20 protein-coding genes are annotated in these 25,483 nt (G+C 71.4%); 14 read left to right on the top strand and 6 right to left on the bottom strand.

From position 1 onward, the window contains the following. Nucleotides 1-131 precede the first annotated feature (131 nt). From ACFYZB_RS06495 to ACFYZB_RS06465, 7 genes are all read left to right on the top strand, one after another. A complete protein-coding gene (locus ACFYZB_RS06495) occupies nt 132-1,355 on the top strand; it encodes an amidohydrolase family protein (RefSeq protein WP_388755032.1) in 1,224 nt (407 codons plus the stop codon). Between the two features lie 5 nt (nt 1,356-1,360). Continuing rightward, a complete protein-coding gene (locus ACFYZB_RS06490) occupies nt 1,361-2,278 on the top strand; it encodes an LLM class F420-dependent oxidoreductase (protein ID WP_388755649.1) in 918 nt (305 codons plus the stop codon). A gap of 30 nt (nt 2,279-2,308) precedes the next feature. After that, nucleotides 2,309-3,079: an SDR family oxidoreductase gene (locus tag ACFYZB_RS06485; RefSeq protein WP_351206258.1), complete on the top strand. Its 771-nt coding sequence runs from the start codon at nt 2,309-2,311 to the stop codon at nt 3,077-3,079. Nucleotides 3,080-3,166: 87 nt separating this feature from the next. After that, nucleotides 3,167-4,285 (top strand): LLM class flavin-dependent oxidoreductase, encoded by a 1,119-nt coding sequence (locus ACFYZB_RS06480; RefSeq protein ID WP_388755030.1) that lies wholly within the window; start codon nt 3,167-3,169, stop codon nt 4,283-4,285. Nucleotides 4,286-4,298: 13 nt separating this feature from the next. Next, the gene (locus ACFYZB_RS06475; protein WP_388755027.1) at nt 4,299-6,029 is read left to right on the top strand and encodes an amidohydrolase family protein; all 1,731 of its coding nucleotides are present in this window, start codon (nt 4,299-4,301) and stop codon (nt 6,027-6,029) included. Further along, on the top strand, nt 6,026-7,495 hold the full coding sequence (locus ACFYZB_RS06470; RefSeq protein WP_388755025.1) for an aldehyde dehydrogenase family protein: 1,470 nt from the start codon (nt 6,026-6,028) through the stop codon (nt 7,493-7,495). Before ACFYZB_RS06475 ends, ACFYZB_RS06470 begins: the two co-directional genes overlap by 4 nt. A 115-nt stretch (nt 7,496-7,610) precedes the next feature. After that, nucleotides 7,611-8,084 carry a hypothetical protein gene (locus ACFYZB_RS06465; RefSeq protein WP_388755023.1) on the top strand — a complete coding sequence of 158 codons (474 nt, stop codon included), beginning with the start codon at nt 7,611-7,613 and terminating at the stop codon, nt 8,082-8,084. A gap of 19 nt (nt 8,085-8,103) precedes the next feature. Here ACFYZB_RS06465 and ACFYZB_RS06460 read toward each other — a convergent pair whose 3' ends face one another. Further along, nucleotides 8,104-9,621 carry a CehA/McbA family metallohydrolase gene (locus ACFYZB_RS06460; protein WP_388755021.1) on the bottom strand — a complete coding sequence of 506 codons (1,518 nt, stop codon included), beginning with the start codon at nt 9,619-9,621 and terminating at the stop codon, nt 8,104-8,106. 160 nt (nt 9,622-9,781) lie between these two features. On the opposite strand from ACFYZB_RS06460, the gene ACFYZB_RS06455 reads away from it, so the two are divergent. Genes ACFYZB_RS06455 through ACFYZB_RS06445 form a run of 3 tightly spaced genes read left to right on the top strand, consistent with a single transcriptional unit; the run spans nt 9,782 to nt 13,884 of the window. Next, entirely contained in the window at nt 9,782-10,651 is an 870-nt protein-coding gene (locus tag ACFYZB_RS06455) for an LLM class F420-dependent oxidoreductase (RefSeq protein ID WP_388755018.1), read from the top strand. 24 nt (nt 10,652-10,675) lie between these two features. Continuing rightward, nucleotides 10,676-13,261 (top strand): bifunctional FO biosynthesis protein CofGH, encoded by a 2,586-nt coding sequence (locus tag ACFYZB_RS06450; protein ID WP_388755016.1) that lies wholly within the window; start codon nt 10,676-10,678, stop codon nt 13,259-13,261. Nucleotides 13,262-13,320: 59 nt separating this feature from the next. Then, nucleotides 13,321-13,884 carry a hypothetical protein gene (locus tag ACFYZB_RS06445; RefSeq protein ID WP_388755013.1) on the top strand — a complete coding sequence of 188 codons (564 nt, stop codon included), beginning with the start codon at nt 13,321-13,323 and terminating at the stop codon, nt 13,882-13,884. Here the strand turns inward: ACFYZB_RS06445 and ACFYZB_RS06440 are convergent. Continuing rightward, nucleotides 13,877-14,383 (bottom strand): DUF2165 domain-containing protein, encoded by a 507-nt coding sequence (locus ACFYZB_RS06440; RefSeq protein WP_388755011.1) that lies wholly within the window; start codon nt 14,381-14,383, stop codon nt 13,877-13,879. The genes ACFYZB_RS06445 and ACFYZB_RS06440 overlap by 8 nt on opposite strands. 155 nt (nt 14,384-14,538) lie before the next feature. Between ACFYZB_RS06440 and ACFYZB_RS06435 the strand changes: the two genes are divergently transcribed. Both ACFYZB_RS06435 and ACFYZB_RS06430 read left to right on the top strand, forming a co-directional pair. Further along, entirely contained in the window at nt 14,539-15,063 is a 525-nt protein-coding gene (locus ACFYZB_RS06435; protein ID WP_388755009.1) for a lactococcin 972 family bacteriocin, read from the top strand. 321 nt (nt 15,064-15,384) lie between these two features. Further along, nucleotides 15,385-16,500 (top strand): ADP-ribosylglycohydrolase family protein, encoded by a 1,116-nt coding sequence (locus ACFYZB_RS06430; RefSeq protein WP_388755006.1) that lies wholly within the window; start codon nt 15,385-15,387, stop codon nt 16,498-16,500. Nucleotides 16,501-16,513: 13 nt separating this feature from the next. Here ACFYZB_RS06430 and ACFYZB_RS06425 read toward each other — a convergent pair whose 3' ends face one another. Together ACFYZB_RS06425 and ACFYZB_RS06420 are read right to left on the bottom strand one after the other, a co-directional pair. Next, on the bottom strand, nt 16,514-18,073 hold the full coding sequence (locus ACFYZB_RS06425; protein WP_388755004.1) for a sodium:solute symporter family protein: 1,560 nt from the start codon (nt 18,071-18,073) through the stop codon (nt 16,514-16,516). 128 nt (nt 18,074-18,201) lie between these two features. After that, nucleotides 18,202-18,990 (bottom strand): SDR family oxidoreductase, encoded by a 789-nt coding sequence (locus tag ACFYZB_RS06420; RefSeq protein WP_388755002.1) that lies wholly within the window; start codon nt 18,988-18,990, stop codon nt 18,202-18,204. A 74-nt stretch (nt 18,991-19,064) separates the two neighbouring features. Here ACFYZB_RS06420 and ACFYZB_RS06415 point away from each other — a divergent pair, with 74 nt between their 5' ends. Continuing rightward, nucleotides 19,065-19,913: a hypothetical protein gene (locus ACFYZB_RS06415; RefSeq protein WP_388754999.1), complete on the top strand. Its 849-nt coding sequence runs from the start codon at nt 19,065-19,067 to the stop codon at nt 19,911-19,913. Here the strand turns inward: ACFYZB_RS06415 and ACFYZB_RS06410 are convergent. Further along, nucleotides 19,906-21,786: an MFS transporter gene (locus ACFYZB_RS06410; protein WP_388754996.1), complete on the bottom strand. Its 1,881-nt coding sequence runs from the start codon at nt 21,784-21,786 to the stop codon at nt 19,906-19,908. The genes ACFYZB_RS06415 and ACFYZB_RS06410 overlap by 8 nt on opposite strands. A 224-nt stretch (nt 21,787-22,010) precedes the next feature. Next, nucleotides 22,011-24,137 (bottom strand): D-alanyl-D-alanine carboxypeptidase, encoded by a 2,127-nt coding sequence (locus ACFYZB_RS06405; protein ID WP_388754994.1) that lies wholly within the window; start codon nt 24,135-24,137, stop codon nt 22,011-22,013. 334 nt (nt 24,138-24,471) lie between these two features. Here ACFYZB_RS06405 and ACFYZB_RS06400 point away from each other — a divergent pair, with 334 nt between their 5' ends. Next, entirely contained in the window at nt 24,472-25,227 is a 756-nt protein-coding gene (locus ACFYZB_RS06400; RefSeq protein WP_388754992.1) for a GPP34 family phosphoprotein, read from the top strand. The last annotated feature ends 256 nt before the right edge of the window (nt 25,228-25,483 follow it).

Raw genomic sequence — 25,483 nt, 5'->3', positions numbered from 1 at the left:
GCGTCAGCCGTGGGAGACACCGATCACAGGGCGGCGCGTTCCAGCACACAAAGCCCTCACACCCTCTTCGCAAGCATCCGGCCGGAGCACGGGAGCTGACGGACCGTCAGATCAGCGCTACCGTGAGGGCCATGGAGACCACACAGTTCCCGCTGATCATCTCCGTCGACGACCACACCGTTGAGCCCGCCGGTGTCTGGCAGGACCGGCTGCCGAAGAAATACCGGGACTCCGGGCCCCGGATCGTGCGCGCCCCGCTGAAGGAGATGAGCTTCCTCGGCGGGCGTTTCAAGCCCGTCATGGGCGAACCCGGCAGCACCGACGGGCCCCTCGGCGACTGGTGGGCCTACGAGGACCTGCGGCGGCCCCTCACCCGGCTCGACACCGCCGTGGGGTACAGCAGGGACGAGGTGAAGCTGGAGGTCATCACCTACGAGCAGATGCGGGCCGGGTCGTACGACGTGCCCGCGCGGCTCGCCGACATGGACGTCAACCACGTGCAGTCCGCCCTGTGCTTCCCCACCTTCCCGCGCTTCTGCGGCCAGACCTTCACGGAGGCCGCCGACAAGGAGCTCGCGCTGCTGTGCGTGCGCGCCTACAACGACTGGATGGTGGAGGAGTGGTGCGGGCCCGAGGCGCACGGGCGGTTGATACCGCTCACCCTCATCCCCCTGTGGGACGCCGAGCTGGCCGCCCAGGAGGTACGGCGGAACGCGGCACGGGGCGTCCGGGCCGTCGCCTTCTCCGAGATACCCCCGCACCTCGGCCTGCCGTCCGTCCACACCGACGACTGGGACCCGTTCCTCGCCGCCTGCGACGAGACCGGCACGGTCGTCGCCATGCACATCGGCTCCAGCAGCCGTATGCCCTCCACCTCCGCCGACGCCCCGCCCGCCGTCGGCTCCACCATCACCTTCGCCAACTGCTGCTTCTCGATGGTCGACTGGCTGATGAGCGGCAAGTTCGAGCGGTTCCCGAACCTCAGAGTCATGTACGCCGAGGGGCAGATCGGGTGGATTCCGTACATCCTCGAACGCGCCGACGTCGTGTGGGAGGAGAACCGGGGGTGGGGCGGGGTCGCCGGGAAGGTCACCCGGCCGCCGTCCGAGCTGTTCGCCGGGCACGTGTACGGCTGCTTCTTCGACGACGCCTTCGGGCTCAGGAACCTGGACGCCATCGGGGTCGGCAACGTGCTGTACGAGACCGACTACCCGCACTCCGACTCCACCTGGCCCAAGTCCCGCGAGGTCGGTGAGGCTCAGATGGGCCATCTGCCGGCGGACGTGGTCGAGCGGATCGTGCGCGGCAACGCCATCGAGCTGCTGGGGCTCACCCCCGAGGGGCTGTGGCGGTGAGCGCCCTGGCGTACGGCATCCAGCTGCCCGTCCAGGCGCAGAGCACCCTGTTCGCGGAGGGGTGGGAGGCGGGGGCCGGGCCGGAGGACCTGGTGGCCGTCGCGCGGGCCGTGGACCGGGCCGGGTTCGACTACCTCGCCGCCTGCGACCACGTCGCCGTCCCGCGCCGGCTCGCCCAGGCCATGGGCACGGTCTGGTACGACCCGGTCGCCACCCTCGCCCACCTCGCCGCCGTCACCGAGCGGGTGCGCCTGCTCAGCCACGTGGCCGTCGTGGGGCTGCGGCATCCGCTGCTCACCGCCAAGCAGTACGCCACCCTCGACCACCTCTCCGGCGGCCGGCTGGTCCTCGGGGTGGGCGCCGGGCACGTGCGGGAGGAGTTCGAGGCACTCGGGGTGGACTTCGAGCGGCGGGGTGCCGTGCTGGACGAGGTGATCGACGCGCTGCGGGCCGCCCTGGGTGCGGAGGAGTTCCCCGAGCACCACGGGAAGCTGTACGACTTCGCAGGGCTCGGCCAGCGTCCCCGGCCCGTGCAGCCGCAGGTCCCCCTCTGGGTCGGCGGCTCCTCGCCCGCCGCCGTACGCCGGGCCGCGCTGAAGGGGGACGGCTGGCTGCCGCAGGGGGATCCGCGGGAGCGGCTGCCCGCGCAGATCGACCGGATACGGCACCTGCGGGCGGACGCGGGCATCGAGGGGCCGTTCACCGTCGGCGCCCTCACCGAGCCGCTGTACGTCGGGCGGCCCGGCTGGGAGGTCGGACGGCGGACCCGCACCGGGACGCCGGAGGAGATCGCCGAGTCACTGCGGGCCTACCGGGCGATGGGCGTGGACCAGGTCCAGGTGCGGTTCCGCAGCCGGAGCCGCACCGAACTCATCGAGCAGATCGGCATGTTCGGGGCCGAGGTCGCGCCCCTGCTGGACTGAGGAAGCCCTGCCGGACCGAGGAGGAGTCGCATGGGCAAGCTGGACGGACGGGTCGTCATCGTCACCGGGGCGGCACGCGGACAGGGCGAGCAGGAGGCGCGGCTCTTCCGGGCCGAGGGGGCGCGGGTGGCGGTCGCCGACGTGCTGGACGAGCAGGGGGAGGCCCTGGCCAAGGAGATAGGCGCGCTGTACGTCCATCTCGACGTCGGCACCGAGGAGGGCTGGCGGGAGGCCGTCAGGCGGGTCAAGGAGGCGTACGGGCACATCGACGGGCTGGTGAACAACGCGGGGATCCTGCGCTTCAACGCCCTCGTGGACACCCCGCTGGACGAGTTCATGCAGGTCGTGCAGGTCAACCAGGTCGGCTGCTTCCTGGGGATGAAGGCGGTGGCGCCGGAGCTGGCCGACGGCGGGACCATCGTCAACACCGCCTCCTACACGGCCCTGACCGGCATGGCGGCCGTCGGGACGTACGCCGCCACCAAGCACGCCGTGCTGGGGCTGACCCGGGTGGCCGCGCTCGAGCTGGCGGGCCGGGGCATCCGGGTCAACGCGATCTGTCCGGGCGCCATCGACACCCCGATGTCCAACCCGGCGCGGCTCGACCCGGACGCCGACCCGGAGGAGATGAGCCGGGCCCTGGACGAGCTGTACCGCAAGCTCGTGCCGCTCGGGCGGGTCGGGCAGCCGGAGGAGGTGGCCCGGCTGGCGCTGTTCCTGACCTCGGCGGACTCGTCGTACATCACCGGGCAGCCGTTCGTGATCGACGGCGGATGGCTGTCGGGGGTCAGCGTGATCTGACGGTTCGTCACCTATTGACGAATCTGACGGTACGTCAGAAAGTCGTAGGACTCGTAGGGACCACCTGGACTGGGACGGTGAACCACCGTGGAATTCGGGCTCTTTGTACAGGGATACGTGGGCAAGCGCGCCGAGACCGACCCGCTGGCCGAGCACAAGGCGCTGATGGAGGAGACCGAGTACGTCATCCAGGCGGACAGGTCCGGCTTCAAGTACGCCTGGGCCTCCGAGCACCACTTCCTGGAGGAGTACTCGCACCTGTCGGCCAACGACGTGTTCCTTGGGTATCTGGCGCACGCGACGGAGCGGATCCATCTGGGGTCGGGGATCTTCAATCCCCTCGCCCAGGTCAACCACCCCGTGAAGGTCGCCGAGAAGGTCGCCATGCTGGACCACCTCAGCGAGGGGCGCTTCGAGTTCGGCAGCGGGCGGGGCGCCGGGTCCCACGAGATCCTCGGGTTCATACCGGGTGTGACCGATATGAACTACACCAAGGAGATCTGGGAGGAGACCATCGCCGAGTTCCCGAAGATGTGGCTCCAGGACGAGTACGTGGGCTTCCAGGGCAAGCACTGGCAGCTGCCGCCGCGCAAGGTCCTGCCGAAGCCGTACGGGAGGTCGCACCCGGCGATGTGGTACGCGGCCGGCTCCCCGCCGTCGTACGCCATGGCCGCGAAGAAGGGGCTCGGCGTGCTCGGCTTCAGCATCCAGAAGGTGTCCGACATGGAGTGGGTGCTGGAGCAGTACAAGACGGCGATCGTCAACGCGGAACCGGTCGGGGACTTCGTCAACGACAACGTCATGGTGACGACGACCGCGATCTGTGCGCCCACGCACGCGGAGGCGATCGAGATCGCGGTGAACGGGGGACTGCACTATCTCCCCTCGCTCGTCTTCCGGTACCACGACACCTTCCCGCGCCCCGAGGGCTTCCCCGTGTGGCCGGAGACCCTGCCCCGGTACACGCCGGAGTTCGTGGAGCTGCTCGTGGAAGAGGAGCTGCTCATCTGCGGCGATCCCGACGAGGTGCTGCGGCAGTGCAAGCGGTGGGAGCAGGCGGGGGCGGACCAGCTGAGCTTCGGTCTGCCCGTCGGGGTGCCGAAGGAGGAGACGCTGCAGACGATCCGGTTGATCGGGGAGCACGTGATTCCGAAGATCGACACGGATCCGGTGCACCGGACCAGCCGGTTCCGTCAGGCCGTCTGAGGGGGTTCCGGGCATGTTGGACCATCTCATCAAGGGCGTCACCGTCGTGGACGGCACCGGTGCGCCCGCATACACCGCCGACGTCGGCCTACGGGACGGTCGTATCGCCGTCGTCGGCACCGTCACCGAGGACGCCCGCACCACCGAGGACGCCTCCGGTCTCGTCCTCGCCCCCGGCTTCGTCGACCCCCACACCCACTACGACGCCCAGCTCTTCTGGGATCCCTACGCCACGCCCTCGCTCAACCACGGGGTGACGACGGTCGCCGCCGGGAACTGCGGGTTCACCCTCGCGCCGCTCAACCCCGCCCGCCCCGAGGACGCCGACTACACGCGCCGGATGATGTCCAGGGTGGAGGGGATGTCCCTGGTGGCGCTGGAGGAGGGGGCGCCCTGGAACTGGCACTCCTTCGAGGAGTACCTGGACGCCCTCGACGGGCGGATCGCCGTCAACGCGGGCTTCATGGTGGGACACTGCGCGGTGCGGCGGCACGTCATGGGGCCGGAGGCGGTCGGGGGGCAGCCGAGCGAGGAGCAGCTCGCCGGGATGGCGCGGTTGCTGCACGAGGCCATGGACGCCGGCGCCTGGGGGCTGTCCACCACGCAGTCGAGCACGCACGCGGACGGGGACGGGCAGCCCGTCGCGTCCCGGCACGCCAGGCCGGCGGAGCTGCTGGCGCTGTCGAAGGCCGTCGGCGAGCACGAGGGGACGCAGATCGAGGCGATCGTCGCCGGCTGCCTGGACCAGTTCAGCGACGACGAGATCGACCTGCTCGTGGAGATGAGCGCGGTCGCCGGGCGGCCGCTCAACTGGAACGTGCTCACCATCGACGCGGCCGTGCCGGAGCGGGTACCGCGGCAGCTCGGCGCGAGCGAGCGGGCCCGGAAGGCGGGCGGGCGGGTGGTCGCGCTCACCATGCCGATCCTCACCCCGATGAACATGTCCCTGGGCACGTTCTGCGCCCTCAACCTCATCCCGGGCTGGGGGCCGGTCCTCGGGCTGCCGGTGCCGGAGCGGATCGCCCGGCTCAGGGACCCCGCCGTCCGGGCGGAGATGCTGCGGCGGGCCCGCTCGAAGGAGGCGGGCGTCTTCCGGCGGCTGGCGAACTTCGGGCGGTACGTCATCGGGGACACCTACAGCGAGGCCAACCGCGGGCTCACGGGAAGGGTCGTGCAGGACATCGCCGAGGAGCGGGGGCAGGACCCCTTCGCCTGCCTGGTGGAGATCTGCGCGGCCGACGAGCTGCGTACGGTGCTGTGGCCGATGCCGACCGACAACGACCCGGCGTCCTGGGCGCTGCGCGCCGAGACCTGGGGCCACGAGGACGTGCTGCTCGGCGGCTCCGACGCGGGCGCGCACCTGGACCGGATGTGCGGGGCGCCGTACACCACCCGGTTCCTCGGGGACTGTCTGCGCGGCCGGAAGCTGGTCGGTCTTGAGCAGGCCGTGAAGATGCTGACCGACGACGCGGCCCGGCTCTTCGGGCTGCGGGAGCGGGGACGGGTGCGGGAGGGCTGGCACGCGGACCTCGTCCTGTTCGACCCCGAGCGCATCGACGCCGGCCGGGCCCGGCTCGTGCACGACCTGCCGGGTGACAGTCCGCGCCTGGACTCGCGGGCGATCGGGGTACGTGCCGTGTGGGTCAACGGCGTTGAGGCGATCCGGGACGACGTGGTGACCGGTGCCGTGCCGGGCAAGGTGCTGCGGTCGGGGACCGACACGCGGACGGTGAGCACCCGGTGAGCCCGGCGGATCCGGTGAGCGACGGGCAGCGGCTGTTCGTCGGCGGGGAGTGGGTGGCGCCGGACGGCGGGTACTACGCGGTGACCGACCCGGCCACCGAGGAGACCGTGGGCCTGGCGCCGGAGGCCTCGCCGGAGCAGGTCCGGGCGGCCTGTGCGGCGGCCCGGGAGGCGCTGGGGGCGTGGTCGCGGACCCGGCCGGAGGAGCGGGCGGCGGTGCTGGGCCGGGCCGCCGACCTCATCCTCGAGCGGATGGGGCCCTACACCGAGCTGGCCCGCGCGGAGACCGGCGCGACCACGGGCACCGCCCGGGCCATGCAGGTCGGGGTGGCCGCCGCCCGGTTCCGCCGGTACGCGCGCGCGGAGCCCGCCGAGTGGGCGATCGCGCCCCAGATCAACGAGGCCGGGCCGATGGGGCGGGCCGGGGTGATGGGTGCGCTGGCTCTGCGGCAGCCCGTCGGGGTCGTCACCTGCATCACCTCCTACAACAACCCGTGGGCCAACCCGGCCGGCAAGGTCGCGCCGGCCCTGGCCATGGGCAACACGGTGGTCGTGAAGCCCGCCCCGCAGGATCCGCTGTCCGTCTACAGGATGGCCGAGGCGCTCCAGGCGGCCGGGGCGCCGCCGGGGGTGGTGAACGTCGTCTCCGGGCGGGAGACGGCCGTGGGTGAGGCGGCGGTGGCGTCCGACGACGTCGACATGGTCAGCTTCACCGGGTCCACGGCCGTCGGCCGGCGGATCGCGGAGGTGTGCGGGCGGGAGATGAAACGCCAGCTGATGGAGCTGGGCGGGAAGGGCGCGGCGGTCGTGTTCGACGACGCCGACCTCGGCTCGGCCGCCGCCGGCATCGGCACCACCTTCTCCTTCTACAGCGGGCAGATCTGCACGGCACCGACACGGGTGCTGGCCCAGCGCGGGGTGTACGGCCGGTTGGTCGAGCAACTCGCCGCGTACGCACGGAGGTTGAAGGTAGGGGATCCGCGGGAGCCGGACACGGTCGTCGGGCCGGTGATCTCGGCGGAGCACCGGGCGCGGGTCGAGTCGTACGTCGAACTCGGCCGCAAGGAGGGCGCGTCGGTGGTCGTGGGCGGCGAACGGCCCTCACTGGACCGGGGTTTCTACGTCTCGCCCACCCTTCTCGCCGACTGCGCCAACGACATGCGCGTGGCCCGGGAGGAGATCTTCGGGCCGGTGGTCGCGGTGATTCCCTTCGACGAGGAGGACGAGGGCATCGCCCTCGCCAACGACTCCGAGTACGGGCTCATCGACTACGTCTGGTCCGGTGACGTGGCCAGGGCGTTCCGGGTGGCCCGGCAGTTGCGGGCCGGGGGCGTGGGGGTGAACACCGTCGGCCGCAACATGGAGGCCCCGTTCGGCGGCTTCAAGAAGAGCGGGGTGGGCCGGGACGTGGGCGTGTACGCCCTGCACGCGTACAGCGAGGTACAGGCGATCGTGTGGCCGGGGTAGGGCCGCCCGGGCCCTCGGTGTGAAGAGGGACGCGTGCTAGCCTCCTCCGCGATCTTGATCACCGGTGACACCGTCCACGTCAACCGGAACCGACCGCAAGCGACCAGGACTGACCGTGCACCGACCGACAGTGGCCCGCCGGCTCGCGGCCTCGTCCCTCCTGCTCCTCGCTCTGGCCGGCTGCGGCCTCGTCGGCGGTGCGGGGCACCACGAGTACGGCGTCCAGGAGCACTCCATCAGGGTCCGCGCGGGCGCCAAGTTCACCCTCTCGGTGCCCGCCGATCCCGCCCTGGGCGAGCACTGGTACCTGGCCGACCCGCGGCCGAGCAGGCGTGTGCTGAGGTACCGCGGCAAGTGGGAGGACGCGCACGGGAGCCCCAAGGGGGTGGAGGGCGGCGGCAAGGGCACCGAGTACTTCGACTTCACCGCGCGCAAGAAGGGCACCACGACGGTGAAGCTGCTGCACTGCCCGATGGCCCGGTGCAGCAGCGCCGCCCAGGCCGCGGCCTCGGCGAGCCCGGTCCCCACCGCCACCGGAACGCCGGACGGCAACGCCGCCTACTTCCTGTACACCGTCAGGGTCCGCTGAACCGGACCCCGACGCGGGGTCAAGCAGCTCCGAGGAAGACGGGGTTGGTGAACGCCGCCAGCGCGCCCGGCACCGGCCCGAGCGCCGCCTCGTGCCGCAGCTCGGCGCGTACGTAGGCCGCGTAGGCGGGAGTCGTGCGCCACTCGACCGTGCCCGTGCCCGACACCGGCAGCGGATCGCTGGTGAACAGCACCCCCTGGTCGGTGACGAAACGCACCGAGCAGCGCGGTGCGCCCGACACCTCCAGCCGTACGGTCACCGGGGTGTCGGGGGCCACCTCCAGCCGCTCTCCGACGCCCGCCTGCTGCCCGCGCCCGCCCGCCGCCGTGAAGGTGAGGGTGATGTTCTTCGACTCGGCCACGTACGACCGTCCCGCGCGGATGCCTTCCTGGATCGCCTCCCGGGTCAGGTCGTCGGCGAGCACGACCGTCTGGGGCATGCCGACCGTGTCCGGGTCCCGGTGCGCGTCGCTGTTACCCATCGCCGGGAGCCAGGGCCGCCCCTGCCGTACGGAGGCGACCAGCCGGTTGTCCCAGTCGGCCAGTGTCACCTCGTCGTCCGGGGTGTAGGGACCGTTCCACACCTCCACGGCGTCCGCCTCGCCGAAGCCGAACTTCCAGCCGCAGCCGACGCAGGTGGCGTGCGGGTGGGCGGGGACGACCAGGCCGCCGGCGCGGCGGATGTCCCGGGCGAAGCGGGCCCAGCGGTTGTCCCGGGCCCGGTAGCGCCAGTCCACGAACGTGCCGGGCTCGGTGCCGAGCGCCAGCACGTGGCCGTTCCGGGTCGTGACCTCCTCACCGAGCATGATCAGGAGGTCGTCACCCGCCTGGTCCGCCCAGTGGGGGTGCGAGGAGTGGGTGTTGTGGTCGGAGGAGTTGATGAAGTCCAGGCCCGCCGCCCGCGCGAGGGCCGCGATCTCGGCCGGGGTCCGCCGGCCGTCGGAGTACCAGGAGTGCAGATGGCAGTCCCCCCGGTACCAGGCCCGGCCCCGCCCCTTCGCCCGGGAGGGCGGATACACCGGCCGCGGGGTCCGGCCCGCCTCGCCGTAGGTCAGTGTGATCGTCAGCTCGTACGTCAGGCCCTGCGGTGCCACCGTGTACGGGCCCAGCGCGACGTACCAGGTGCCCTCCCGCACCGGGCCGGGGATGTAGCCCGGCGTCGCGTCGTCGGCGCGGACGAAGAACTCCGTGCGGGCGCCGCCCGACCAGCCGCGGAAGCCCCGGCCGCCGAGTTCGGTGCCGCGTTCGTCGAACAGGCCGATGTCGAGTGCGTTGCCCTGGGTGCCGGCCGGGACCGAGGGCCTGTCGTAGGTGTAGGCGACCTTGATCTCCCGTACGCCGGCGGGGACTTCGACCGGTACGTACACGAAGTCGGGGGAGCCCGGTGGCAGAGTGCCGTCCACCGTCCGGGTCTCCTCGCGCTGACCGTCCGCCGCTGCGAAGCTCACGCTTCCCAACGTAAGGGCAGCGGCGGCGCCCGTCACGAACAGTGCGCGTCTGCCGATGCCGTGAGCCTGGTCGTGCGTGTCGTCACCCATGGTGGCGAGTCTCCCACCCGGGCGTGAACTCCGGTGAAAGGGAGGGGAGTTGTTGTCCGAGAACCGAGTTTCGCGTGCGCGACACCCGGGCGTCGCCGGGACCATGCGGTGCCGACCAGTCGGTATGGACAGTGGAAGCCCGGACCGGTACAGATGGGCCATGCGTATCGCCGTCACCATCTTCCTCACCGACGAGACCATCGTGCCGGTGCGACTCGCCCGCGAGCTCGAGCAGCGCGGCTACGCCGGCCTCTACCTCCCCGAACACACCCACATCCCGGTGGAGCGGACGACTCCCTACCCGGCCGGCGGCGACCTGCCCCGCGCATACGGCCGCACCCTCGACCCCTTCGTGGCCCTCGGCCAGGCCGCGGCCGTCACCGAGCACCTCGGCCTCGGAACCGGGATCACCCTCCTCGCCCAGCACGACCCCATCGCCCTGGCCAAGCAGATCGCCACCCTCGACCACCTGTCCGGCGGCCGTTTCACCCTCGGCCTCGGCTACGGCTGGAACGTCGAGGAGGCCGCCGACCACGGGGTGGCGTGGCGCACCCGCCGGGAACTGGTCCGGGACCGGGTGCGGCTGATGCAGGCACTGTGGTCGGAGGAACCGACCTCCTACGACGGGGAGTTCGCCGCCGTACGGGCCAGCCACGCCCACCCCAAGCCGGTGCAGAAGCCGCGCGGCCGGGTCGTCGGCCCGCGCACGCTCGTCGGCGGGACGGCCGGGGCGAAACTGTTCGCCCACATCGCCGACTACGCCGACGGCTGGCTGCCGATCGGCGGCCGGGGTCTCACCGAGTCCCTGCCGGTGCTGCGCACGGCCTGGGCGGACGCCGGCCGCGACCCGGCCGCCCTCCAGGTCGTCCCGTACGCGGTCCAGCCCACCCCGGGCAAGCTGGCTCACTATGCCGACCTGGGCATCGAGGAGGTGGTGGTCCAGCTGCCGTCGGCGGGGGAGGCGGAGGTGCTGCGGGTGCTGGACGACCACGCGAGTTTTCTGCAGGCCGGGCGCAGCCCTTTGCGCTGATCACCCCGAACGTATCCTCGAAGGATGACGACTTCCGCGACCTCCGGAACCGGCCCGACCGAGAACTCCATGCGTCGCGCCCTCAAACGCGCACGGGACGGCGTCGCCCTCGACGTCGCCGAGGCGGCGGTGCTGCTCCAGGCCCGCGGCGAGGCCCTGACGGACCTCGCCGCGTCCGCCGCCCGGGTGCGCGACGCGGGTCTCGAACAGGCGGGCCGACCCGGCGTCATCACCTACTCGAAGAGCGTCTTCATCCCCCTCACCCGGCTGTGCCGGGACAGGTGCCACTACTGCACCTTCGTCACCGTCCCCGGCAAGCTGCGCCGGGCCGGCCACGCCATGTTCATGTCCCCGGACGAGGTGCTGGACATCGCCCGCAAGGGCGCCGCCCTCGGCTGCAAGGAAGCCCTGATCACCCTCGGCGACAAGCCGGAGGACCGCTGGCCCGAGGCGCGCGAATGGCTCGACGCGCACGGTTACGACGACACCATCGCGTACGTCCGTGCCGTCTCCGTCCGGATCCTGGAGGAGACGGGGCTGCTGCCCCACCTCAACCCCGGCGTCATGACCTGGACCGACTTCCAGCGGCTCAAGCCCGTCGCGCCCTCCATGGGCATGATGCTGGAGACGACCGCGACCCGGCTCTGGTCCGAGCCCGGCGGCCCGCACCACGGCTCCCCGGACAAGGAACCGGCCGTACGGCTCAGGGTGCTGGAGGACGCGGGCCGCTCGTCCGTCCCGTTCACCTCCGGCCTGCTCATCGGCATCGGGGAGACGTACGAGGAGCGGGCGGAGTCCCTGTTCGCCCTGCGCAAGATCTCGCGTGCCTACCACGGCATCCAGGAACTGATCATCCAGAACTTCCGCGCCAAGCCGGACACGGCGATGCGCGGCATGCCGGACGCCGAACTGGACGACCTGGTCGCCACGGTGGCCGTGGCCCGGCACATCATGGGCCCGGCCGCCTGCCTCCAGGCCCCGCCGAACCTGGTCGACTCGGAGTACGAGCGGCTGATCGGCGCCGGCATCGACGACTGGGGCGGGGTGTCGCCCCTGACCATCGACCACGTCAACCCCGAACGGCCCTGGCCGCAGATCGAGGAACTCACCGAACGCTCCCGGGCGGCCGGCTTCGAACTGCGCGAACGCCTCTGCGTCTACCCCGAGTTCGTGCGTCGCGGCGAGCCCTGGCTGGACCCGCGCCTGCGCCCGCACGTCAGTGCGCTGGCCGACCCGGAGACGGGCCTGGCCCTCCCGGACGCGACCGTCGAGGGCCGGCCGTGGCAGGAGCCGGAGGAGGCCTTCGTGCCGTCCGGCCGTACCGACCTGCACCGCACGATCGACACCGAGGGCCGCAGCGGCGACCGGCGTGACGACTTCGACGAGGTGTACGGCGACTGGGCGGCGCTGCGCGAGGCGGCCGCCCCAGGCATGACGCCGGAGCGCATCGACACCGACGTGCGCCAGGCCCTGCGCACCGCGGCCGACGACCCGACGCAGCTCACCGACGCCGAGGCCCTGGCCCTGCTGCACGCGGACGGCCCGGCGCTGGACGCCCTCACGCGCATCGCGGACGACGTGCGTCAATCGGTGGTCGGGGACGACGTGACCTACATCGTCACCCGCAACATCAACTTCACCAACGTCTGCTACACAGGCTGCCGCTTCTGCGCCTTCGCCCAGCGCCGCACGGACGCGGACGCGTACACGCTGTCGCTGGAGCAGGTCGCCGACCGCGCGCAGCAGGCCTGGGACGTGGGCGCGGTCGAGGTGTGCATGCAGGGCGGCATCCACCCGGACCTGCCGGGCACGGCGTACTTCGACATCGCGAAGGCGGTCAAGGAGCGCGTCCCCGGCATGCACGTCCACGCCTTCTCGCCGATGGAGGTCGTCAACGGCGCGACCCGCACCGGGCTGTCCGTCCGCGAGTGGCTGACCGCGGCCAAGGAGGCCGGTCTGGACACGATCCCCGGCACGGCGGCGGAGATCCTGGACGACGAGGTCCGCTGGGTGCTCACCAAGGGCAAGCTGCCCACGGCGACCTGGATCGAGGTGGTGCGGACGGCCCACGAGCTGGGCATCCGCTCGTCCTCGACGATGATGTACGGCCATGTCGACCAGCCCCGCCACTGGCTGGGCCACCTGCGCACCCTGGCCGCCATCCAGCGGGAGACGGGCGGTTTCACCGAGTTCGTCACCCTTCCCTTCATCCACACCAACGCCCCGGTGTACCTCGCGGGCATCGCGCGCCCCGGCCCCTCCACGCGCGACAACCGGGCGGTGACGGCGATGGCCCGCCTCCTCCTCCACCCCTGGATCCCCAACATCCAGACAAGCTGGGTCAAGCTGGGCGCGGAGGGCGCGGCGGAGATGCTCCGCTCCGGCGCGAACGACCTGGGCGGGACCCTCATGGAGGAGACGATCTCCCGCATGGCGGGCTCGTCCTACGGCTCGTACAAGTCGGTCCGCGACCTGGTCGCCGTGGCCGAGGCGGCCGGCCGCCCGGCGAAACCGCGCACCACGCTCTACGGCGAGGTCCCGGCGGAACGGCAGCGGGCGGCGGAGGCCTCCGACGGCCACCTGCCCGAGCTGCTGCCCGTCCTGGACTGAGTACGATGATCCGACCCCCGGTCCGAGCGGGGGCCCCGTAGCGGAGGAGATGCGTACCCGTGGCTGCCCGACTGCCCTCCTGGGCCTGGGTCACCGGCCTGACGGCGGGCGCGACCGCGGCCGTCGTCGCCCTCGCCGTGCAGGCGGACCACGGGCAGCGTCCCACGGCTGCCGTGGCCGAGCCGCGCCCGTCGGCGTCGGCGAGCGCCCACGGCTCCGCCGCGCCGCACTCCACGGCCCAGCACGCGCTGCCGGACGGGTCGGGCGAGGGCCGCCGGATCGTGTACTCGCTCGGCGAGAAGCGGGTCTGGCTGGTCGACGCCACGGGGAAGGCGACCCGCACGTTCACGGTGTGGCCGGGCACGGTGAGTCCGCAGCCCGGCTCCTACTCGGTCATCGCGCGCCGGCAGTCCCTCAAGGGCTCGGACGGCGTCGAGATCGAGCACGTCATGTACATAACCAAGGTGCAGGGCGTGAACGTGGCCTTCTCCAATGCCCTGGACGGCGCCTCGCCACCCCCGGCCAACGGCCAGAAGCTGGGCGGCATCCGCCTCCACAAGGAAGACGGCGCCGCCCTGTGGGCCTTCGGCGACACCGACACGAAGGTGTCGGTCGTCAGATAGCGTCATCCCGCCGGGAGGGCAGCAGATTCACGATCAGCGCCACTCCGCTGAGCAGGAACACCCGGGTCGCGGCCTCCAGCCCGTTCCAGGTCTTGGACTGCCACATCGAGAACCACTCGCCGCCGATCGCGATGAACCCGGCGCCGAAGAGCAGCAGCAGCATCAGCAGGCCGTAGGTGGAGATGCGCCGGGCGAGGTCCTCCTTGCGCCACGCCCACAGGACGGTCCCCCAGATCAGCACGAGGGCCGCCACGGTCTCCCATACGATGATGAGGACGTACGCGGTGTCCTGAAGACCGGTACTGGTGACGGCCCGCCACATCAGGTCGTGGTCCTTGAACGTGGTGTCCATCGCCAGTACGTGCCGTACGAACTGCTGGTTGGTCCCGAAGTCGGTGATGTTCCCGAGCGCGACCAGGGCGATGTAGAGGGCGAGTATGCCGGTGAGCACGCCGGCGGCCAGGCTGAGGCCGGTGTTGCGTGTGGGGGTGGTGGTCATGGCGGGATTCTCCCCTGCCGCAGGCCCGGTTATCGCGTGGGCATTGCGCCAGATTGAGGCCTCACGGTGTGGCCCGCGCCGCCCTCGACCGGCCAAGCCGGGTGCGCCGCCGGGGTGTTGAGTTGGGGCTGGCAGCTTTTGGGTCGTTCATCGCCGTGGCACCCACGACGGCGGCCGACCCGGCCCCGGTGCAGGTGCGGACCTTTTCCGCCGCCCACGGCGACAAGCCTCCGGCGGCGCTCATCGGCCCGCACGGCGAGAAGCCCAAGGAGTGGGGCGTGGCGTCCTACCCGCTGGGTGCGAAGCTGGGCGCAAAGGGCCTGATAGCCCCGAGCGTGGCCAAGGGCGGCGGCACGTGGAACTACGGCACCAACCTTGACGGCACTTCCAAGGGTTGCTACTCGAACTACATCCACCCGTCGAAGAAGCATTCGGCCAGCGTCTCCATCGCCAATGCCACCGACAAGGACGTCCGCGAGGCGGACATCTGGGCCAAGGCGTACGCCACGGCCGGTGCAGCCCACACGTGCGACGCCTACTGGGGCGTCTACCAGGACGCGGCACCTACAGGGTGCAATGGCTCGCGGTCCGGCCGCCACCCTCTGCGGGGTGGCGGCCGGACCGCGCGTCTCTGCCGCTCGCTCACGGGCACGCCGGCCAGATCATCTCTGTCACGTTGAGTGCTGGGTGGGCGTATGCCGCAGTGGCCTATTTCGCCGGCATGGATCGGGCTCTGGTGTGTGGTCGCCTGCCTCCTGGGGGCCGTCTGCGCGGTCGCCGGCAATTTCTCACGCACCGGGCCGTATCGCTTTCCTTCCCAGCTCACGCTCCCCCTCGTGATCGTGGCTCATGACCGTGTGGCGCCGAAACGTGCCTGACCGGACGTCGTAGCTGAGCTGGAATGCCCCCTGGGGGGCGATTTGCCCCCGTGAACGGATCGTTCCCCGTCGATTACAGTGCCTAGCGTCGTACGGACGGACGGGTGCTGTGGGGAGGTCTGGGTGAGTGCGACAACCGGCGCCGTCTGGGGCCGAGCCGAGCAGCAGGACTACCGCAGCCGGGTGCGCGGCACCCTGCTCGGGGCCGCCGTGGGCGATGCGCTCGGCGGGCCCGCCGACCAGCTGTCCCTGGAGGAGATCCGGGCCGCGTACGGCCCCGAGGGGCTGCTCGACCTGGCCTTCGGGCACGGGCGGCGCGGCACGGTCACCCACCACACCCAGCTCACCCTGTTCAGCATGGACGGGCTGATAAGGGCCCAGGTACGCCGGGACACCGGAGCCTGGCACCCGCCGACCGATCTGCACCGGGCGTATCGGCGCTGGGTGGCCACCCAGCACGACTGGGGACCCGACGAGCGCCGCAAGGACGACGGCTGGCTGGCGCGCGAGGAGTGGCTCTACGCCCGCCGGGATCCGACCCGGCCGCTGCTCGTCGGGTTCGGCGACGAGACCATGGGCACGCTGGAGGCACCGAAGAACCCCGGCGAGCTGGGCCCGGAGGCCGTGGCCCGCTCCGCGCCGTTCGGGCTGCTGGTCGGCTGGGAGCCGCAGCTCGTCGCGCAGCTGGCGGTGGAGTGCGCCGCCCAGAGCCACGGGCACCCCCTCGCCTACCTCTCGGCGGGCGCGTACGCCGTGATCGTGCATGCGCTGGCCCGGGGCGAGAGCCTGGACGGCGCCGTGCAGCGGGCCCTCTCCCTGCTCTCGGCGCGGCCGGGCCACCAGCCCGTCTCGGACGCCCTGCAGCACGCCCTCGGAGCGGTACGGCAGGGGATACCCAGCCCGACGCGGGTGGAGGAACTGGCGGGTGACGGTAGCGCCGACGGGCTGCTGGCGGCTTCGGTGTACTGCGCGCTGGTCGGGGAGGACGTGCGGCACGGGCTGTGCCTGGCGGTGAACCAGAGCGGGCCCTCGGCCGCGGCCGGCGCGCTCACCGGAGGCCTCCTGGGCGCCCTGCACGGCGAGACCGCCCTTCCCCCGGGATGGCTGGCCGAGTTGGAAGGGCGGCCGACGATTCTCGAACTCGCCGACGACTTTGCGATGGAGATGACCCAGGGACCGGCTCTGCACGGGCCCGCGGGGTCGTCGCCGGGGTGGCTGGCCCGGTACCCGCGGGCCTGAGCCGCAGGTACCTCTACGGCGCCCCCACCACGTCGTCGCCGGCCCCCGCGGGGACCGGTACGGCCGCCACCGCGTCCCCGTCCGTGTTCACCTTCTCGATGACCGCCAGGCGTTCCGGCGTCTCCTCCGGCTTCAGCCAGCCGATGCCGATGTACAGGACGAGGGACACCGCCAGCGGGACCGAGACCTGGTACTGCAGCGGGACCCCGCCGGAGACGTTCCAGTTGACGGGGTAGTTCACCAGCCAGAACGCCAGCAGGCCCGCCGCCCAGCTGGTGAGCGCCGCCGTCGGGCCGGAGCGGCGGAACGGGCGGAGCAGGCCCAGCATCATCGGGATCGCGATCGGGCCCATCAGACCGGCGACCCACTTGATGACGACCGTGATGATGTCCTTGAACGTGGGCGAGTCGACCTGTGTCGCCACCGCCATGGACAGGCCGAGGAAGACCAGGGTCGTCACCCGGGCCGCGATCAGACCGGAGCGATCGCCCCACCCCCGGGCCCGGGACGACAGCACCGGCGCCACGTCACGGGTGAACACCGCCGCGATGGCGTTCGCGTCGGAGGAGCACATGGCCATCGTGTGGGAGAAGAAGCCGACGACGACCAGCCCCAACAGACCGTGCGGCAGCAGCTGTTCGGTCATCAGGCCGTACGAGTCGGACCCGTCCGGCTTCTGGGCGTGGACCAGGAGGGGGGACATCCACATCGGGAAGAACAGCACCACCGGCCAGATCAGCCACAGCACGGACGACAGCCGGGCCGACCGCTCCGCCGCGTGCGCACTGCTCGTCGCCATGTACCGCTGGGCCTGGTTGAGCATGCCGCCGTTGTACTCGAAGAGCTTGATGAACAAAAACGCCAGCAGGAACACCGTGCCGTAGGGGCCGACCAGTGGTTTGCCGTGGCCGTGCAGCGCCGGCTGGTTCCAGGCGTCGAAGAAGCCGATGTGCCTGTCGTTCAGCTTCAGCACGACCGCGACGAACATCGAGACGCCGGCCAGCAACTGGATGGCGAACTGGCCGAGTTCGGTCAGCGCGTCCGCCCACAGCCCGCCGATCGTGCAGTACACGGCGGTGGTCGCACCGGTGACGAGGATGCCCTGGTTCAGGGTGACCCCGGTGAACACCGACAACAGGGTGGCGATCGCCGCCCACTTGGCGCCCACGTCCACGATCTTCAGCAGCATGCCGGACCAGGCGAGCGCCTGCTGGGTGGAGAGGTTGTAACGGTTCTTCAGGTACTCCAGCGGGGAGGCCACATGGAGCCTGGAGCGCAGTCGGTTGATGCGGGGCGCGAACAGCTTCGACCCGATGGCGATGCCGAGCGCGATGGGGAAGGACCAGGTGACGAAGGAGGTGACGCCGTAGGTGTAGGCGATGCCCGCGTACCCGGTGAACATGACCGCGCTGTAGCCCGACATGTGGTGCGAGATGCCGGAGAGCCACCAGGGCATCCTGCCGCCGGCCGTGAAGAAGTCGGCAACGTTGTCCACGCGCTTGTGCGACCAGACGCCGATCGCGACCATCACACCGAAGTAGCCGATGAGTACGGCCCAGTCGAGACTGTTCATGTGCTCGATCGTGGGTGCGGCCGCATGAACGCGACAAGCAACTGTAAGGTCAAGTCAGAGTAAAGATGTTCGACTTGTTGATTGTCGTTCACTCACATGAACACCCTCCTTGGAGGCCGCGAGTTGCCTCACCGCATCAGCTCCCCCGCGTTGACCAGCAGCGACTGCCCGGTGATGGCCCGCGCCCGGTCCGAGGACAGGAACACCGCCGCGTCCGCCACGTCCCCGTCCGTCGCCAGCTCCGGCAGCGCCATCCGCTCCGTCAGCCGGGCCAGGACCTCCTGCTCCGGCACCCCTTCCGTCTGTGCGGTGAACGTGACGTACGCCTGCACCGGCGGCCCCCACATCCAGCCGGGCAGCACGGTGTTGACCCGGATCCGGTACGGCCCGAGCTCCCGCGCCAGCGAGTACATCGTGCTGGTCAGTGCCCCCTTCGAGGCGGCGTACGCTGCCTGCTTCACCTGCGAGGGCGCGGCCACCGCCGACTGTGTCCCGATGAAGACGACGGACCCGCCCCCGCCCGCCCGCAGCGCCGGCAGGCAGGCGCGCGTCATCCGCAGGGTGCCCAGCAGGTTCACGTCGACGACCGACTGCCAGGTCGCGAAGTCCGCGTCCTCGAGTCCGCCGAAGTAGGAGTCCCAGGCCGCGACATGGACCACCGCGTCGACACCGCCGAACCGCTCCCGCGCCAGCTCCGCCAGCGCCGCGCACTGCGCCTCGTCGGTGATGTCCGTCGCCCGGTACGCCGTACGCCCGCCGGCCGGGTCGATCTCGGCCGCGCTCTTGGCGAGGTTCGCCTCGGTGCGCGCCCCGAGCACCGCGTTCCCGCCGTCCCGGACGACGGCCGCGGCGACCTGGTGGCCGAGCCCGGCGCCCACTCCCGATACGACCACTGTCTTGCCTGCGAGCAGGGACATCGGTGCCTCCCGGAGTATGGCGCTTTATCTGACGGAGCGTCAGAGTATGGCCCACCGCAGGAAAGGGGAACGGGATGAGCGAGGACACCCGCAGCGAGGTGTACGGCGAGCTGGCCGCCGTAGGGCCGTACGGCGTCCGGCCCGGCCACGCCCTGATCACCATGGTCGAGCCGCACCCCGGCCACGAGTACGCCTACAACCGCTGGTACGAGGACGACCACTACTACGCCGGTGCGATGGCCATGCCCTGGATGTACGCGGGCCGCCGCTGGGTCGCGACCCGGGATCTGCAACTCCTGCGGTACCCCGAGAAGTCGGCCGTCGCCCAGCCCGTCACGGCCGGCTGCTACCTCTCCACCTACTGGATCACCGCCGGCCGCTACGACGACCACATGAAGTGGACCGTCGCCATCAACAGGCGCCTGAACCGCGACGCCCGCGTCTGTCACGACCGTACCCACGTCTTCACGGCCTTCCAGGACCACGAGACCACGGTCTACCGCGACGGTGCGGCGGGCCCGCGCGACGTCCACGCCCTCGACCACCCCTACGCCGGGCTGGTGCTGGAGGTGATCGACAGCGAGTCGCCGCGGCAGCGGGCGGAACTGCTCCGCCGGCTGCGCGACCGCCGGCTGCCGGAGCGGCTGTCCGGCTCCCCGGCCGCGATGGTCACCGTCTTCCGGCCGACCCCGCTGCCCGGCGACCGCATGACCTACGTCAAGCAGGTCGAGGGCGTGGACACCCGGGTGACGCTGCTGTGGTTCCTGGAGCGTGACCCACGGGAGTGCTGGGAGCAGCACTTCACGGGCCTGGACACGGAGGTCGCGGAGTCGGGGCTGGGGAGGGTGGAGCTGGTGGCGCCGTTCATCCCGACCATTCCCGGCACGGACACCTACGTCGCCGAGCTGCGCAGCTCTACTTGAGCTCGTCGGGGCACGGCGTACCGCGAGGCAGCTGGTACGGCGCGGCCAGCCGGTAGGTGCCGGCCCGCGGAGCGAGCAGCATCGTCCACTTGTCCCCGTTCGCGTCCTGAGGCGTCTCCGTCAGACACCCGTTGACGTTCCGGTACGTCTTCGGCGGACCGGAGGAGACCAGCTGCGGCGGCTTCAGGCTCTTGCCGTGCTCGTCGACGATGCTCAGCCACGGCGAGTAGGGGATCCTGATCAGGATCCGCCCGGCCTTGCGCACCTGAAGGGTCATCTCGCCCTGCTCGGCGCGGTCCACCACCGCGTGGGGCTCGGCGAGCGGCGTCGCATCGGTCACCTGGAACAGCTGCCAGTTGGCGTCGCCCCACACCTGCTTCAGATACGGCATGCCGCGCTGGAGAAGCTGCCGCTCGCGCTCACCGCCGTCGCCGTCCGGGTTGTCCTTCGGCAGGACGACGAAGTGGACGGCCCAGCGCTGCAGCCACTCGTGGTAGTTCGCCGAGTTGAGGGTGTCGTCGTAGAAGAGTGGGTTGCGCTCCATGTCGGCCTGCCGGTTCCAGCCGCGGGCCAGGTTGACGTACGGCGCGAGTGCGGAGGCCTCCCGGTGCGAGCGGGCCGGGACCACCTCGACGCGGCCCTTCTCGGCACCGGCCTTCTGCAGCTGGTGCACGAGGGGGGCGAGCTCGCGGGCCCAGGACGCGGCCGGCGTCGTATGGATGATGTCGTCCACCGACTTGAAGCCGATCCAGCCGGCGAAGCCGAGGAGCGCCAGCACGGTCGTGTACCACTTGCGTGACTTCGGCACCGTGAACGGCAGCGCGGCCACCAGCGTCGCACCCGCGAACAGCATCGGCAGCCGGGAGATGTTCGACCCGATCTGCGAGCTGATCAGCCACACCAGGACCACGCCGATGCTGTAGACGGCCGCCGCCAGCCGGACCGTCACCCACTCCCGGGGGACGAGGAACAGGCACAGCAGTCCGTACGCCAGGGGAAGGATCACCGAGCCGATGGTCATCGGCTGGGTGCCCGAGAACGGGAAGAGGAAGTACGAGGCGGCGACCACCACCGTCGGGGCGAGGCCCAGCGCCCAGGCGCCCGGCCGCCGCTTCTGCAGGAACAGCGCCACCGCGACCAGCCCGACGAACAGGCCGGAGACGGGCGAGGCCATGGTGGAGAGACCGGCCAGCGGGGCGGCCACCGCGGCCTTCGCCCAGCGTTTGTACCGCCACTTGTGCGGCCAGCAGAAGACGGCCGCGACCGCGCCGAGCGCGAACATCGTGCCCAGGCCGAAGGTCACCCGGCCGGAGATCGCGTTGCACAGCAGCGCGACGACCCCGGCGAGCGAGGCCCACAGCGGGTTCCGCACCGCCCGGCTGCGGATCAGGACCATGGTCAGCAGACCCGCCGACACGGTCCCGGCGATCATCATCGTCGTACGGACGCCGAGGACCGCCATCAGATACGGCGACACCACGCTGTACGACACCGGGTGCATGCCGCCGTACCAGGCGAGGTTGTACGCCGAGTCCGGGTGCCGGCCGACGAACTCCGCCCAGGCGTCCTGCGCCGCGAGATCGCCACCACTGTTCGCGAACGTGAAGAACCAGGCGATGTGCAGGACCCCGGCGAGGGCCGTCACGGACAGCACGGGGTGCCGGAGCAGCCGTTGCCGCAGGGGCTCGGCGGAGACGAGGAGACGCGCGACCCTGCCGGGGGGCGCGTCGGGGCCGTCACCGTCGGTACGGCCGTCCGGGCGGTCGGTGCGCTCCTCGCGACCGTCCGGGTCAGCCTCGGACAGGCGTATTCGCGGGCCGGATCCCGGGCCCGGATCGGCGTCGTCGGCGCGTGTCGGCTCGGCTGTGGCCACCTGAAGGCACTCCCCGTGTCCCGTCTTCTGTTCTCGGCCGTGTTCCACGGTGTTCCCGGCTGATTCCCGTCCAGTTCGCGGCCCTGTCCCCGAACCGGCGACCTGCCCCGATTCGTGACGCTAGCACGCGCGCCTTTTCCCGGCGCGGCTCGCCTCCGGGGAGTACGCACCCCGCCGCGGGTCTCCGTCGGCGGGGTGCGTACCGGTGACGACCGGGTGCGGACTCAGCCCAGACGGGTCAGCTTGGCGCCGAAGCCGGGCTGGGCCAGATCCTTCTGCAGGGCCACCGGCACCGCGACGGCACCGGCCGTACCGTCACCCACGGTGAGCGAGCCGACCTTCGTGCCGGCCTTCGCGGTGTGCGGCACCTTGCCCCAGGTGAAGGACAGCTTCACCGTCAGCCCCGACCAGCCGGCCGCCGTGACGTCCTTCGTCGCCACGACCGGGGTGCGGCCGCCGAGGCCGTCGTCGACGTACCCGACCACATCGCCCTTCTTCACGATCGCCACCGACTCCAGGGCGCCCTGAGCGGCCCGCATCAGCTTGTCGCCCGCGTCCAGGACCCCGCTGATGATGGTGTGGTCGAAGCCGCCGGCGGGCTGGCGCAGCACGGCCCCGATGATGGTGCGGGTCTCGCCGCCGACCTGCTGCTTCGCCGCGAAGACGAGGTTGCCGAGGGCGGCGGGCGTGGTGCCGGTCTTGATGCCGACGACGTTGTTGTGGCCGACCAGGCGGTTGTAGTTGGGGTGGTTCACGCCCTTGTAGTCGTCGTACGACATCATCGCCGCGACCTCGCGGAAGACGGGCTGCTGCATCGCCCTCCGGGCCAGCTTCACCTGGTCCACCGCCGTGCTGACCGTGGAGGCGGTCAGGCCCGAGGGGTCGGTGTACTTGGTGTTGGTCATGCCGAGGCTCTTGGCGGCGGCGTTCATCTTCTCCGTGAACGCCTGCTCCGAACGGGAGTCCCAGCGGGCGAGCAGCCGGGCCACGTTGTTGGCGGAGGGCAGGAGGATGGCCTCCAGGGCCTCGCGCTCGGAGATCCGGTCACCGGCCGTGACGCGGACGGTGGACTCCTGACCCGCGTCCGACTGCTGCTCGGCGGCCTTGTCGATCGTGATCTTCGGGCCGTCCTGGCCGCTCTTGAGCGGGTGGTCGCGCAGGATGAGGTACGCGGTCATCACCTTGGCGACGCTCGCGATCGGTACGGGCTTCTGGTCGCCGGAGTTGCCGAACGTGCCGATGCCCTGGACGTCGAGCGCGGCCTGGCCGGTGGTCGGCCACGGGATGCCGACCTTGCCGCCGGCGAAGGTGTAGGTGTCCTTCGCGGTGAGGTCGAGCGTGGGGTCGGGCAGCGGACGGAGGGTCTGTACGACCGCGAAGACGATCGCCAGGAGCAGGACCAGGGGGGTCCAGATCTTGATCCGGCGCACGATCGTGCGGACCGCGGTCTCCGGAGGCGGCGGCGTGTTCGTCAGCTCCGCCAGGAGGTCCAGCGGGGGCTTCGGGGGGAGCGGCTGCTGGGTGGTGCGCTCGGGGCCGACCTGGGGGACGGGGGTGGTGGCGTCCGGCGCGGCAGCGGGCTTCGCGGCCGGGGCCATGTCGTTCTTGAGCGCGACGAACTTGCTGGTGCGCTCGGGGTCGGACTCCGGGGACTTGGGGGTCTTCGGCTTGCCGCCGACCTTGAGCATGGTCGTGGGCTGGTCGACCTGCGGCTTGGGCGTGACGGCCTTGAAGACGGTGGTGGGCTGGTCGCCCTGCGGGGCGTCCCCGCCGTCGGCGTCCTCGGGCCCGTCCTCGTCCTGCTCCGCCTCGGCTTCGCCTTCGGCGTCCGTGTTCCCCTCCGCACCACCCGTGTGGCTCTCGTCGTCGGCTGCGGGTGGCCCCTGTGGGGCGTCCCCGCCGTCGGCGTCCTCGGCCTCCGCGTCCGTGTCGGCCTCGGCCTCCGCGTCCGTGTCAGCCTCCGGATCTGCCTCGGACTTCGCTTCCGCGGCTGCCTTCTCCTCGGGCTCGTCGGTCTGCCCGGCGTCCTGGTCGGCGTCCGCCTCGCTCTCCGCCTCCGCCTCCGCCTGCGTGTCCGAGGCCGCGTCAGCGCTCGTGTCCGTGTCCGAGGCCGCGTCAGCGCTCGTCTCCGTGTCCGCGTCGGCCTTCTCGTCGGCGGTCTCGGCCTCCTCGGCCCCGGTCCCGGTCTTCTCCGCCTCCGGCTCATCCTCGGTCGGCCGCTCGGGACTTGCGGGGGCCGCGTCGCGGACCCAGGACGAGACCGCCTCGCGGAGGTCGGTGTCCTCCGACGGGGCTTCCGGGGCGGGGGTCTTCATGTCACGGACCGACAGGACCTTCGTCGCGGTGTCCACGCCGCTGGGCGAGGAATCCTTTTGTCGCGAGACGGCGAGGCGCGGATCGCGTGCCTCGGGAACCGGACCCGCGCTCCCCGACGTCGGTTCTGCCGACGACGCGCGCTGCTTCGACCTGTCGGGGGACTCGCCCGCCACCGATGCCTCCTCCGTGCGGCGCCCGCCCACGCGCGCGCCCTGTCCGAACCATGTACCAGTGTCCTGTGTGAGGGCTTGGCCCCTGCGGTAGACGAGAACGACATACCTACCGGTTCCCTCACGAACCGGTCACGCACCCTCGACAGACCAATGTGAGAGGGGTCACCCTGTCATTCATCCACGCGGGGAGGCATGGATGGGCAGGAGCCGCAGAACACTTCCGGAGGAGCTTCTGCTGCTGGCACTGGACCCGGCCACGGGTACCACTGCGCAGCCGCAGTCGCTCGACCTCGGTCTGGCCGGAGCACAGCTAGTGGAGCTGGCGCTGGCCGGACGGATAGCCCCAGACGGGGATCGTATCGCCGTGGTGGTGCCACGGCCGACTGGAGATCCGACTCTGGACTGCGCGTTGGAGTTGCTGCGAAGGCGTGGCGCTCCCGTGCGTGCCGTCCACTGGATCGGCGGGCCCCGGCTGGGGCTCCGTCAGACGTACCTTTCGCATCTGGAGCGGTGCGGCATGGTCGCCGCCGTACCGGGGCAGATGTGCGGGGTGCTGCCGACGACGCGCTATCAGGCGACGGACACCGCCATCAGCCGGGAGATCCGAGCCCGGCTGGATTCCGCGATCCGCACCGGCGTACCGCCGGACCCGCGGACCGCGGCGCTCGCCGCCCTGGCGCACGCCGTCGGACTCGGCAAGCACCTGTACCCGGGGAACGAGGGACGTTCGTCCCGGTCCCGGTTGCGGGATCTCATCCGGCACGACCCCATGGGCGGTCTTGTCGCGCACGCCGTGATGGACGTGCAGAACGGCGCTGTCGCACAGCCACGCAGGGGCCCAGCCGCCACAGGGCGGCAGGGCGCGGCCGGTGCCAGGTCCGCGCCGGAACCGGCACGCGGGGTTCCGATGCAGCCGCGCCACGGATCCATGGCACGCGCCGTGGCCCACTGAGCCGTGAACCCGGCCGTGAGCCGCAACTCCGGTTCTGAGCCGTAACCCCGGTTCGCCCCAGACCCGGTTCGGGAGCCGCTGGTCGAGCGGGGCGGTGAGGTCCTTCCCCGGGACCTCGCCGTCCCGCTCGACCGCGTCCGGGCACCCCATCGGGTGGCGAGCCGTGGCGAACTGACGCGTACGCGCCGCATATCCACCATTTCCCAGCGGTAGAAAGCACCTTGGTGGCAGTCTGCTCAGCAGCAGATACGGAAAG

Origin of the sequence: Streptomyces sp. NPDC001852 (assembly GCF_042891825.1) — a bacterium.
Taxonomy (GTDB): domain Bacteria; phylum Actinomycetota; class Actinomycetes; order Streptomycetales; family Streptomycetaceae; genus Streptomyces.
Note: the sequence above shows the minus strand (reverse complement) of the source record. Positions and strands in the feature narration are given on the sequence as shown.

Coding starts and splice junctions, on each gene's coding strand:
- ACFYZB_RS06425 (WP_388755004.1), bottom strand. CDS start 18,073: ATGAACAGTCTCGACTGGGCCGTACTCATCGGCTACTTCGGTGTGATG.
- ACFYZB_RS06400 (WP_388754992.1), top strand. CDS start 24,472: ATGGGCAGGAGCCGCAGAACACTTCCGGAGGAGCTTCTGCTGCTGGCA.
- ACFYZB_RS06450 (WP_388755016.1), top strand. CDS start 10,676: ATGACGACTTCCGCGACCTCCGGAACCGGCCCGACCGAGAACTCCATG.
- ACFYZB_RS06420 (WP_388755002.1), bottom strand. CDS start 18,990: ATGTCCCTGCTCGCAGGCAAGACAGTGGTCGTATCGGGAGTGGGCGCC.
- ACFYZB_RS06455 (WP_388755018.1), top strand. CDS start 9,782: ATGCGTATCGCCGTCACCATCTTCCTCACCGACGAGACCATCGTGCCG.
- ACFYZB_RS06415 (WP_388754999.1), top strand. CDS start 19,065: ATGAGCGAGGACACCCGCAGCGAGGTGTACGGCGAGCTGGCCGCCGTA.
- ACFYZB_RS06485 (WP_351206258.1), top strand. CDS start 2,309: ATGGGCAAGCTGGACGGACGGGTCGTCATCGTCACCGGGGCGGCACGC.
- ACFYZB_RS06460 (WP_388755021.1), bottom strand. CDS start 9,621: ATGGGTGACGACACGCACGACCAGGCTCACGGCATCGGCAGACGCGCA.
- ACFYZB_RS06440 (WP_388755011.1), bottom strand. CDS start 14,383: ATGACCACCACCCCCACACGCAACACCGGCCTCAGCCTGGCCGCCGGC.
- ACFYZB_RS06475 (WP_388755027.1), top strand. CDS start 4,299: ATGTTGGACCATCTCATCAAGGGCGTCACCGTCGTGGACGGCACCGGT.
- ACFYZB_RS06495 (WP_388755032.1), top strand. CDS start 132: ATGGAGACCACACAGTTCCCGCTGATCATCTCCGTCGACGACCACACC.